The organism is Streptomyces sp. NPDC048269, from assembly GCF_040652395.1.
Taxonomy (GTDB): Bacteria; Actinomycetota; Actinomycetes; order Streptomycetales; family Streptomycetaceae; genus Streptomyces.
Window position 1 is genome coordinate 1 of record NZ_JBEZLW010000088.1, and the last position, 10,705, is coordinate 10,705.

Sequence of the window (10,705 nt, forward strand, 5' to 3'; positions counted from 1 at the left end):
CGAGAACGCCAGGGAGAGTGTGCGGCACGCGGCGGAAGTGGTGGCGCCGTACGCAGGAACCGCCAAGGATGCCGCCGTGCATCTCGGCGAGGCAGGTCAGTCCGTGCCGAACTCCATCGCGGCACGGTCCAGCATCTCCTCGTCACCGGAGACCTCGCCGCGGGAGGCGATGGCCTCGGCGCCGCCCTCCTGCAGGGTGCCGATCAGCCCGGTCGCGGCCGCCTGGGCGGCGCCGATGGCGGGGTGGCCGGTGCCGATCAGGCCGAGCCCGGCGTACTGCTCCAGCTTGGCGCGCGAGTCGGCGATGTCGAGGTTGCGCATGGTGAGCTGGCCGATCCGGTCCACCGGGCCGAACGCCGAGTCCTCGGTGCGCTCCATCGACAGCTTGTCCGGGTGGTAGCTGAACGCCGGGCCCGAGGTGTCGAGGATCGAGTAGTCCTCACCGCGCCGCAGCCGCAGCGTCACCTCGCCGGTGACGGCCGTACCGACCCAGCGCTGCAGCGACTCGCGCACCATCAGCGCCTGCGGGTCCAGCCAGCGGCCCTCGTACATCAGCCGGCCCAGGCGCCGTCCCTCGTTGTGGTACTGGGCGACGGTGTCCTCGTTGTGGATCGCGTTGACCAGGCGCTCGTAGGCCGCGTGCAGGAGGGCCATGCCGGGCGCCTCGTAGATGCCGCGGCTCTTGGCCTCGATGATCCGGTTCTCGATGTGGTCGGACATGCCCATGCCGTGGCGGCCGCCGATGGCGTTCGCCTCCATCACCAGGTCGACGGGGGAGGCGAACTCCTTGCCGTTGATCGTCACCGGGCGGCCCTGGTCGAAGCCGATGGTCACGTCCTCGGTGGCGATCTCGACCGAGGGGTCCCAGAACCGCACGCCCATGATCGGGTCGACGGTCTCCACGCCGGTATCGAGGTGCTCCAGGGTCTTGGCCTCGTGGGTGGCGCCCCAGATGTTGGCGTCGGTGGAGTACGCCTTCTCGGTGCTGTCGCGGTACGGCAGGTCGTGGGCGAGGAGCCACTCCGACATTTCCTTGCGGCCGCCGAGCTCGGTCACGAAGTCCGCGTCCAGCCAGGGCTTGTAGATCCGCAGGTGCGGGTTGGCGAGCAGACCGTAACGGTAGAACCGCTCGATGTCGTTGCCCTTGAACGTCGAGCCGTCGCCCCAGATCTGTACGTCGTCCTCGAGCATCGCCCGGACCAGGAGGGTGCCCGTGACGGCGCGGCCGAGCGGCGTGGTGTTGAAGTAGGAACGCCCGCCCGAGCGGATGTGGAACGCCCCGCAGGTGAGCGCGGCCAGCCCCTCCTCGACCAGCGCTGCGCGGCAGTCGACCAGGCGCGCGATCTCGGCACCGTAGGCCTGCGCACGGCCGGGCACCGAGGCGATGTCGGGCTCGTCGTACTGGCCGATGTCGGCGGTGTAGGTGCAGGGGATGGCGCCCTTGTCGCGCATCCACGCGACCGCGACCGACGTGTCGAGACCGCCGGAGAAGGCGATGCCGACGCGCTCGCCGGCGGGGAGGGAGGTGAGGACCTTGGACATGGAAAGAGTATGCATCATCGCGCATATTCATGCAACACGGAGGGTGCAGACCGTCGTCCACGTCGCCGGGGAATGGCGACATGTGGCCGCGATCCATGTGTGATCATCAGCTCACATCCCCTGACCAGGGGATTCACCGGATGCGGGCAGGCGGGGGACAGTACATGACATACGGGCGCGCAGCGATACCGGCACTGGCCGGAGGCCTGCTGCTCACAGCGTTCCTCTGGTGGGCCGGGGCGAGTGCGCAGGCACTGCACTTGCCGGGCACCACGGGCGTGATCGGCGGCCAGGCCGCCGCCGAACTCGAACGCTGGCTCGTCCCCTGGTCGTACGAGCCGCCGGCCGCACTTCCGCTCGGTGCCGAAGTGTCCGGCGGGATCGGAGACACGGCCGGAGCCGGGGCCGGCAGCACCCGCTACGTCGCGCTGTACGCCACCGGGATGCAGATCCGGTTCGGCGCGGTCTTCGCCTTCTTCGTGCCCGTGGCGCTGCTCCTGATCCGCAGGCTGCCGCCGGTGCACGGCCGGATGCCGGCCACGCTGCTCGCGGTGTGGGCCTGGGGCCTGGTGGCCGGGACCCTGGCGGTGACCGTCTCGTCGCCGTGGCTGATCGCCGCGCAGGGGCACGGCAGCTACCGCTTCCTGCCACAGCTGGCGGGCGTGATCTCCTCCGGGCGCCAAGTCCTGGTGGCGACCGCTCTGGTCGCCGCGGCGGTGACGGTCCTCGCGGCGCGGATCACCGCCAAGGGCGCCGGCCGGCTGCCGCAGAACATCGTCCCCGCGCGCGCCGCCCGCCTGGCCGCCACCGCCGGGACCGCGGTGATCGCACTGTCCCTGGTGGTCCTCTCGTACCAGCCGGTCGCCGCCGCGCTCCAGACGGTCTCCCCGGACGGCGGGCTGTTCGCCGAACCGGGCGATCTCCTGCGCCAGTGGCTGCTGCTCGGCGCCTGGGCCGGCCCGGCGGGCGCGCCGCTCGGCAGCTGGCTCCTGTACCGCGCCGCCGACGTCCTGCTGCTCGTCGTGGTGTGGTGGACGCTGCGGCGGCTGCCCTCACTGCTCACCCGGGCCAGCATCCCGGCGATGGCGGCGGGCGCCGTCTGCGCGACCGTCCTCGGGCTGCTGGCGAGCCAGCTGCTGGGGGTGGCGACGGACGGGGCGGCCTTTCGCTGGGGGATGCTGCAGCCCTTCGCCGGCATCGCTGGTGGCATCCCGGCCGCCCTGACCTTCGGGCTGGCGGCGGGCGTCGTGGCTGCCGTGACCCTGCGGGTGGCCGTCGGCCGCGCCGAGACGGCCGTCGCCACGGCCTCCGGCCGGGGCTCCGCCTGACGTGATCGTCGCCGCTGAACGGCCCGTTGTCCTTCAGCCGTCAGTAGCCGATGCGTGCGACGAGGAGCGCGATGTCGTCGTCGGCCGCCGCCGGTACGAGGTGGGTGATCAGCGAGTCGCAGACGTGGTCCAGTTGACGCTGGGGCTCCGCGAGGAGCTGCGTCAGCTCGGCCAACCGCTCGTCGAGGTCGCGCCCGCGGGCTTCGATCAGTCCGTCGGTGTAGAGCACGAGGATGCCGCCGGCAGGCACCTCGATCTCGGTGGGGGTGAAGGCGACTCCCCCGACCCCCAGCGGAACGCCGGGCGGGGTGTCCAGGAGCTGGACCGTGCCGTCGGGCAGCGCGAGGACGGGCGGCGGATGTCCGGCCCGGGTGACGGTACAGCGGCCCGTGGCCGGATCGCAGACGATGTACAGGAGCGTGGCGATCATCGGCTCGGCCAGGTCGGAGAGGGCGGCTTCCAGCTGGTGCAGCAGCCGGACGGGCGACAGGTCGAGGCGTGCGAGGGAACGTACGGAGGCGGACAGCCGGCCCATGACCGCGGCTGCGGCGATGCCGTGCCCCATGACGTCGCCGATGAGCAGCGCCGCCTTCCCGCCGGTCAGGGGCAGGACGTCGTACCAGTCCCCACCGACCTCGTTGACGTCGCTCGCGGGGAGGTAGCGGTGGCTGACCGCGATGCCGCGGGGCGGGGAGATGTGCTGGGGCAGCATGCTGCGCTGGAGGATCACCGCGGTCTCGTGCTCACGGTGGTAGAGCCGTGCGTTGTCGATGTTGAGCGCGGCGCGTGCGGCGAGCTCGGCGGCGAGGGTGACGTCTTCGGAGCCGAAGGGTCCGCTCGGGCGGGTGCGGTAGAAGGTGGCGACGCCGAGCACAGACTCCCGGGCCACGAGGGGTGCCATGAGGAACGAGTGCACACCCACCGCGAGCAGTTCCGCGGGTTTGGCCGTGTACCGGGCGGCGGGGGCGACGGCCTGTTCGTCGAGGCGGGCGATCAGGAAGGGCTGCCGGGCCGCGAGGGCCTGGGTGTAAGGGGCGGATGCGGGGAAGGTGAGCGTGCTGCCGAGGCGGGCGAGGACGTCGGTGACCGTCGATCCGGACAGCGGAGCTTTGCCCAGTCGCCGCAGGGCGACCCCGCCGCTCAGCCCCGCGCCGGGCTCGTCACCGCGGGCGAGCGCATCCAGTACGTCCACCGTGACGGTATCGGCGAGGCGCGGCACGGCCAGGTCGGCCAGTTCCTGCGCGGTCCGCTCCAGGTCCAGGCTGGAGCCGACGCGCATGCTGGCCTCACTGAGCAGGGCGAGCCGGCGTCGGCCGGCTTCGGCTTCCACGTGGTCGCGCTGCTGCTCGGTGATGTCGACGAGCGAGGCGATGACACCGATCGGCATGCCGGCGGGATCCTCCACCCGCACGTAGGAGCACGACCACACCCGGTCGTGGTCCGCCGCGGCCGGAGTCCGGCCGACCCGGCGGCGATCGAGGACCGGCTTCCCGGTGTCCATGACCTGCCGCATGGCCGCCTCCATCTCCAAGGCGTTCACCTCGGGGAGGATTTCGGCCAGGCGGCGCCCTACGTGCGCCGACTCGGGCAGCCCGTTCATGGCTTCCAGCGCGGCGTTGACCTGCAAGAACCGCAGCTGTGTATCAAGGATGGCGATGCCGACGGGTGAGCGGGCGAACAGGCCGTCCCATACCGCCGACGATCCGCGCAGGCGCCGGGCCGCGTGGGCGTCGGCGGCGAAGACCAGCACCGATGCCGTGCCGTGCTGGCGGTCGGACACCGGAGAGGCCCAGATTTCCAGTTCCAGCGGGTTCCCGTCGCGGTGCCAGGCGGTCACCGTGCCCATCACGCCCCGTCCGGAGGCCGCGGCCTCCCAGAGGGAGCTCCCGAGACTGCGGTCGGCTCCTGGATGGAGCAGATCGGCGATGTTGCGGCCCAGCATCTGCGGCGGTGCGTAGCCCAGCAATTCCTGCGCGATCTGGTTCCAGCGCACGATCGTCCCGTCGGCGCTGGTGGCGACGAGAGCGACCGGCAGCGCGCCCAGCCATCCGCCGGCGGCCTGTGCCGCGCCGCTGATCAGTTCGTCGACCGGAATGTGCTCGTCCATGTGGCACCTGCACCCAACGCCGTGCCGCCCTGCCCTGCCTTCCTCGGCTCGCCTCCGACGGCTTGCTCGTCGGCTTGCCTTCCTCGCCCCTGCATTCCCCGGACGTGGTCAGGCCCCGAGTCGCTCGGGCAGGGCCTCCGCGATCCGTGTCTCCAGGAGTCCATCGTCTGCCGTTCGGCGCGTCGCCGCCTCCTGACCGGAGGCGGCGACCCTGCTTCGTCCGTCAGGCGGCCGCGGGTCCCGGAGGCCGTCAGCAGCGCCGGGTCTGGTACGGCACGGGGGCGGGAACCGGATCGGACGGTGCCGGGCACCGGCCCAGCGCGACGAGGAAGGTCAGCACGATTCCCCCCGCCACGACGAAGAGCGTGGTGCTGATCCCCTCGGCGGTGGCGGTGCGAAGCTGTTCACCGGAAAGGCCGTCGAGGCCGGCGGTCGCCACCAGGACGAGGACGGCGAGGCCGACGGCGGCGCCCACGCCCGAGCCGGTGGAGGCAATGCCGGAGGCGATGCCCTGCTGCCGGGCGGGGATTCCGGTGGCGGCGGCGATGAACATGGCGGTGAAGACCACTCCGTCGCCGATGCTGAGCGCCACGAGGCCGGGGACGAGCTCGAGGTACGTGCCGTTCGGCGAGATCGCGAAGCCGAGTGCGACCGCACCGAGCGCTCCGACGGCGAGGGCCGCGGCCAAGGTGCGCCGGAGACCGAACCGCGTCACGAACTGGCCCGCGGTTGTCGAACCGGCCACGACCACGGCCGTGGGGATGAGGAAGCCGGCGCCGGTCTGCAGAGCGTCGTAGCCCAGCACCTCCTGGAAGTAGAGGGACAGGAAGTAGAGCACGGAGCCGAAGGTCGCCATGAACATGAAGGCGATGACAACGCCGGTGATCAGATGGGGATGGGAGAGCAGCCGGGGTGGCATCAGCGGGTCGGAGCTGCGGCGCTCGATGATGACGAAGGCTCCGACCAACAGGAGGCCCGCCGCTGCGCTGCCCACGATGGCCGGCGAAAGCCAGCCCTGTCCGGGGCCTTGTACGAGGACGAACACGAGGAGGGTGACGCCGAGAGTGACGCTGAGCGCACCGGGCAGGTCGAACGTGCGGCCCTTCTCGCGTTCACCGTCCCGGGGGATCACTACGAAGGCGAGCAACAGCGCTGGGCCGGCCAGGGCGACGTTGACGAGGAAGACCGATTCCCAGCCGAACGCCTGTGTCAGCAGACCGCCGAGCAGCACGCCGATGACGAGCCCGGCCGCGCCTGACCCGCCCCAGATTCCCAGTGCGCGGTTGCGTGCGCGGCCTTCGGCGAAGGTGGTGTTGATGAGTGCCAGGGTGGTGGGGAAGACGAGGGCCCCGCCGAGACCCTGGACCGCCCGTGCGACGAGGAGCATTGCGGCACTGGTCGAGAGGCCTCCCACGAGCGCTGCTCCCGCATAGAGCGCGAGGCCGGTGGCCAGGATGCGGCGCCGTCCGAGCAGGTCGGCGGCGCGTCCGCCGAACAGGAGGAAGCCGGCCGATGCCACGGCATAGGCGCTGATGACCGACTGGAGCGTCTGAGCGGAATAGCCGAGGTCGCGTGCGATGTCGGGCAGTGCCACGACCACGATGTACTGGTCGAGCGAAACGATCAGCATGGCGAAGGACAGCAGCACCAGCGTCCCCGTCTCACGGTTCCGACCGAAGCCGCCGGGCGCAGATGAGCTCTCCACGGGTCCCACGGCAGTACTCCTGATGGTCGGTCACGTCTGCGCATACGGGCCCGCCGGGACACCCGTGTGGGGCGGGGCGGGCGCACGGGGGCCGGCCGCCGCCGCCCCGAGGGGCACGGTTCTCCAGACCCTATACAGCTCGCCCTCACCGTTCCCGTCAACGACCCACGCTCTGGTCGATCCGCAAGCGAGCCCTCGTCAAGGACCTGGGGACGGGGTGATCGTCATCAGTCTGCTGCGAATGGGTCCATGACGACGAGTTCGACTTCGAAGCCGTCGGTGTTCTCCAGATAGGCGGCGTACGTCCGTGCGCCCCCGGCGTGCGGGTGCCGGTCGGGAAACATCAGGCTCCAGCCGTGCCCCGGTGCCTCCGCGACCAGCGATTCCATGGTGTGGTGATCCTCGATGTGGAACGCCAGATGGTTCAGCCCGGGCCGTTGTCTGTCGTGCTCGTCGGCGGTGAGGGCAGGGGACTGCTCGAAGACCAGGTAGGTCGCTCCGAGCCGCCAGCTGCGTCCGTTGCTCCAGCTCTGGAACGGCGTGTAGCCCAGGGTCTCCAGCAGCCAGCCGAAGGAGACGACGGCCCGGTCGAGGTCGGGCACCCACATCTCGACATGGTGCAGCATCCCGCTGCTCGGCCGGGTCATGCCGCCACCGTGTGCTCGGCCGGGAAGTGGTAGGACTCCGGCAACTCGTCCTCGTCGTCAGTGATCATCGCAATGGCGCCGGGGGACTTCGCAGTACGGCCCGGCGAACGCCCCGACGGCCCGGGCCGCGTGTCTCGGTCCTCCGCATTGTAGATCCGCTTCCAGTACCTCTGCTCACGGGCCGTGGGGACCCCGGCAGGACCCTCCGCTCCTGGTCTGAGCTGAAGAGTCCCTCCCGTGCGCCGGCGGTCAGCGGTCGTGCAGCTCCTGGTGCATCTGCGGCTGATCGTCCTGGCCCTGGGTCAGCGCGAACTTCTGGACCTCGTTGTACCCCTTGGAGACGATGCCCAGGATGTCCTTGTACGGGTTGACGCCCACGGCCTTCTTGGCGGTGCCGCCCAGGAGGCCGCCGCCCACCCCGCTGACGAGACCGTGGCCTGCGGACAGGAGGCGGCGATCGTCGCTGTCGTCAGTCCCACAGCAGGACTCCCATCGGGGGCGCAGGGGGTTTCACCGCAGCAGGCATGCGTGTCGGCCGGCACCTGCTGTCGGCGGCCCGGCGCGGACCGCCCGGCAGGGGAAAGCCTGTGGCTGCCGTCGGCATGTTGGGAGTCCCTCCGGCCAAGGGATCGGTCCCCCTCACCCGATCGGCCCCCGACTGTCCCCGTGGCCCCGATGATCGACCGATCAAGTCGCTGACCTGCTGAAACGTTCATCGGCCTGCCCGCATGCACATGCCTGCGGTCCGCCGATCAAGGACGTCCAGGTGATCGAGAACTGCTGACACACCTTCCCGACCGGCGTCGGACACCGTGCGCCGTACCTCCCGGGTACGGCGCACGGAGGTGGGCCCGGGCTACTTCGGTGTGACCCAGACCTGGCGCTTGTTCGTGTTCGCCGTGTAGAGCTGGACCACGGTGCCGTTGGCGGTCGCGCCGCCGGTCACGTCGAGGACCTTGCCGGAGGCCATGTGGACGATCTGGCCCTTGGCGTTCACGGACCAGCGCTGCGCCGCGGAGCCGTTGCAGTCGTAGAGGCTGATCTTGTTGCCGTCGGTGCTCGCGTTGCGCGCGTTGTCGAGGCACTTGCCGAACGCGCGGAACGTACCGTCCTTGCCCACGATCCACGACTGTGCCGCGGAGCCGTTGCACGTGTAGAGCTGGATCTGCGTGCCGTTGACCGCCTTTCCGCCCTTGACGTCCAGGCACTTGGCGCCGAGCCCGGTCACCTTGCCCTGCGGGGACAGCGTGGCGCCGGCGCCGGCGGCGAGGAGGCGCAGGCCCTGTACGTCGAACTGCTGGACGTAGGTTCCGGCCCGCTTGTCCTGGTAGGCGTACGTGGGCGTGCACATGACCGGGAACTGGCCGGAGTCGGTCCCCTTGACGCAGTCGCTCTTGGTCAGGCTGCGGTTGGCGTGCGTCAGGCCCAGCGTGTGTCCGAGTTCGTGGCTGATGTGGTTGCGCATGTACGTCTCACCCGTGGCGGCCGTGGGTTTGCCGGCCGAGGTGAAGAACTCGTCGTCTATGTAGGCGTGCCCGCTGGTCACGGTCTCGGGCAGGGATGAAGCGGTGAAGCCGCAGCTGAGGCTCGCGCTGCCCGAACCGTCGCGGACGACCTTCCAGCCCGTACTGCCCATGCTCCCGCCTTCGGCCGGCGGGACGCACGGGCGGTGCAGGACCCCGACGACCACTTCGCCCCTGGGCCTGGCGTAGTCCCAGCCGACCGGCTTGGTGTCGACGGTGACGGGCAGGTTCGTAATGCGCCGCAGGTCCGCGGCGGAGGCCTGCACGTACGGGGCCAGCCAGTCCGCGGACTTCTGGTCGTAGAACTTGATCGTGTAGCCGGTCTGCAGCCACTTGGTCGAGCCGCTCAGCTTCCACCCCTCGCCCTGGGGCGGTGCGGGTGCGGCGGCCGCGGCGGACCTCGCCGCGGGGCGGGTCGCCTCCGTGCCCAGGGACATGACGCCGTTCTTGAAGGCGGTGCTGTCGCTGCTGGAGGTGGCGGAGTCCTCCGCGTGGGAGTCGGGTGCCTCCCCGGTCGGCGGCGCGGACTCGGAGGTCGCGGACGCGGACGCGGTGTTCCCCGTGTCCCCGGTGTCCCCGGTGTCCTCGGTGCCGAACGCGCTGGAGGGGAGTTGCAGACTTCCCACGATCGCCGCCGCGGCGGCCGCCGCCGCGAGGATGGATATCCGGTGCTTGCCTGTCAATCGCAAGTGCTCATTGCCCTCTCATCAAGAATCACTTCCCGCCCCGGCCCCGGCCCCGGTACTGCGGTGGCAGGGGCGGGCGAGAATCGCCTAGATGATAGGTCAGTTCACCAAAGTCCCCTGCAGCCAACCGTGTTGGCCGCAGGACCTCACCCGGTCAGGCAGGCGCGCCGTCGAGGCCGTGGCGTCCGGCTCCGGAGGCGAACCGGGTGGCCCCGGTCACGGCTTCGGCGGCGAGCGAGACGGTGCCGTGCCCGAACTCGATGGCAAGGGCCGTGTTCTCGTCGAGGCCTTCCTGTGCGAGGACCGACATGCGGTCGTGGCGCATACAGGTCTGCGGGAACCGCGCCAGGTGCGCCGCGAGTTCCTGGGCCGTCGCCAACGCCTCTCCGACGGGAACCACCCGGTTGGCGAGGCCGATGTGGAGGGCCTCGGCGGCCTCGACCGCCCGGCCGGTGAGGATCATGTCCATCGCCCTGCTCGTGCCGATCAGACGCGGCAGCCGTACCGTGCCGCCGTCGATCAGCGGTACACCCCAGCGGCGGCAGAACACTCCGAACACCGCGCTTTCGTCGGCCACCCTGAGGTCCGCCCAGAGAGCCAGTTCCAGGCCACCGGCGACCGCGTGTCCGCTGACGGCGGCGATGACCGGCTTGGAGAGCCGCATCCGGGAGACGCCCATCGGGCCGTCGCCGTCCGCGGCGACCCGGTTGCCGTCGCCGTCGCTGATGGCCTTCAGGTCGGCACCGGCGCAGAAGGTTCCTCCCTCACCGTGGAGGACGGCGACGGACGCTTCCGGGTCGGCGTCGAATGCCCGGAAGGCGTCCGCCAGCGCCGTCGCGGTGACCCGGTCCACCGCATTGCGGACGTGGGGCCGGTTCAGGCTGATCGTCGTCACCGGGCCGCGGCGGTGGACGCGTACGGGATCGGAGGGCGTGTCGTGCTCGGATGCCATGGGGTGGTCGTCTCCTGGCTCGCGGTGCGCGTAAGGAATTGGCCGCCGGACCTTCGTGCGTGGCGGTCGTCAGCAGACTAACCAGCCCGGGACCCGCCCCAACCGTCTGTGCAGGAAACCGATCGGAAGGCGGCGAAGGCCCTGGCCGACGCGGAGGAGCACACCGCGCCGCAGACGGCGGGGGGCGAGAATGCCCCCGCCCGCTTCGGCCAGTC

8 protein-coding genes and 1 pseudogene are annotated in these 10,705 nt (G+C 70.9%); 2 read left to right on the forward strand and 7 right to left on the reverse strand.

The window, feature by feature from the left end:
- Positions 1-82 (forward strand): annotated as a pseudogene (locus AB0D48_RS36485) (DUF5324 family protein); the annotation flags it as partial.
- A gap of 14 nt (positions 83-96) precedes the next feature.
- Here the strand turns inward: AB0D48_RS36485 and argG are convergent.
- Positions 97-1,542 carry an argininosuccinate synthase gene (argG, locus tag AB0D48_RS36490; protein ID WP_362407363.1) on the reverse strand — a complete coding sequence of 482 codons (1,446 nt, stop codon included), beginning with the start codon at positions 1,540-1,542 and terminating at the stop codon, positions 97-99.
- Positions 1,543-1,706: 164 nt separating this feature from the next.
- Here argG and AB0D48_RS36495 point away from each other — a divergent pair, with 164 nt between their 5' ends.
- Positions 1,707-2,870, forward strand: a complete 1,164-nt coding sequence (locus AB0D48_RS36495) for a hypothetical protein (RefSeq protein WP_362407366.1) — start codon at positions 1,707-1,709, stop codon at positions 2,868-2,870.
- A 40-nt stretch (positions 2,871-2,910) separates the two neighbouring features.
- On the opposite strand, the gene AB0D48_RS36500 is transcribed toward AB0D48_RS36495, so the two are convergent.
- The 6 genes from AB0D48_RS36500 to AB0D48_RS36525 form a co-directional block, all read right to left on the reverse strand.
- A complete protein-coding gene (locus AB0D48_RS36500; protein WP_362407369.1) occupies positions 2,911-4,977 on the reverse strand; it encodes a SpoIIE family protein phosphatase in 2,067 nt (688 codons plus the stop codon).
- A 250-nt stretch (positions 4,978-5,227) separates the two neighbouring features.
- On the reverse strand, positions 5,228-6,682 hold the full coding sequence (locus AB0D48_RS36505; RefSeq protein WP_362407372.1) for an MFS transporter: 1,455 nt from the start codon (positions 6,680-6,682) through the stop codon (positions 5,228-5,230).
- A gap of 227 nt (positions 6,683-6,909) precedes the next feature.
- Entirely contained in the window at positions 6,910-7,329 is a 420-nt protein-coding gene (locus AB0D48_RS36510; protein ID WP_362407375.1) for a VOC family protein, read from the reverse strand.
- A gap of 249 nt (positions 7,330-7,578) precedes the next feature.
- Entirely contained in the window at positions 7,579-7,746 is a 168-nt protein-coding gene (locus AB0D48_RS36515) for a hypothetical protein (RefSeq protein WP_362407378.1), read from the reverse strand.
- A gap of 439 nt (positions 7,747-8,185) precedes the next feature.
- Entirely contained in the window at positions 8,186-9,535 is a 1,350-nt protein-coding gene (locus AB0D48_RS36520) for a ricin-type beta-trefoil lectin domain protein (RefSeq protein ID WP_362407381.1), read from the reverse strand.
- Positions 9,536-9,692: 157 nt separating this feature from the next.
- The gene (locus tag AB0D48_RS36525; protein WP_362407383.1) at positions 9,693-10,490 is read right to left on the reverse strand and encodes a crotonase/enoyl-CoA hydratase family protein; all 798 of its coding nucleotides are present in this window, start codon (positions 10,488-10,490) and stop codon (positions 9,693-9,695) included.
- Positions 10,491-10,705 lie beyond the last annotated feature (215 nt).

Coding starts and splice junctions, on each gene's coding strand:
- argG (WP_362407363.1), bottom strand. CDS start 1,542: ATGTCCAAGGTCCTCACCTCCCTCCCCGCCGGCGAGCGCGTCGGCATC.
- AB0D48_RS36495 (WP_362407366.1), top strand. CDS start 1,707: ATGACATACGGGCGCGCAGCGATACCGGCACTGGCCGGAGGCCTGCTG.
- AB0D48_RS36500 (WP_362407369.1), bottom strand. CDS start 4,977: ATGGACGAGCACATTCCGGTCGACGAACTGATCAGCGGCGCGGCACAG.
- AB0D48_RS36510 (WP_362407375.1), bottom strand. CDS start 7,329: ATGACCCGGCCGAGCAGCGGGATGCTGCACCATGTCGAGATGTGGGTG.
- AB0D48_RS36525 (WP_362407383.1), bottom strand. CDS start 10,490: ATGGCATCCGAGCACGACACGCCCTCCGATCCCGTACGCGTCCACCGC.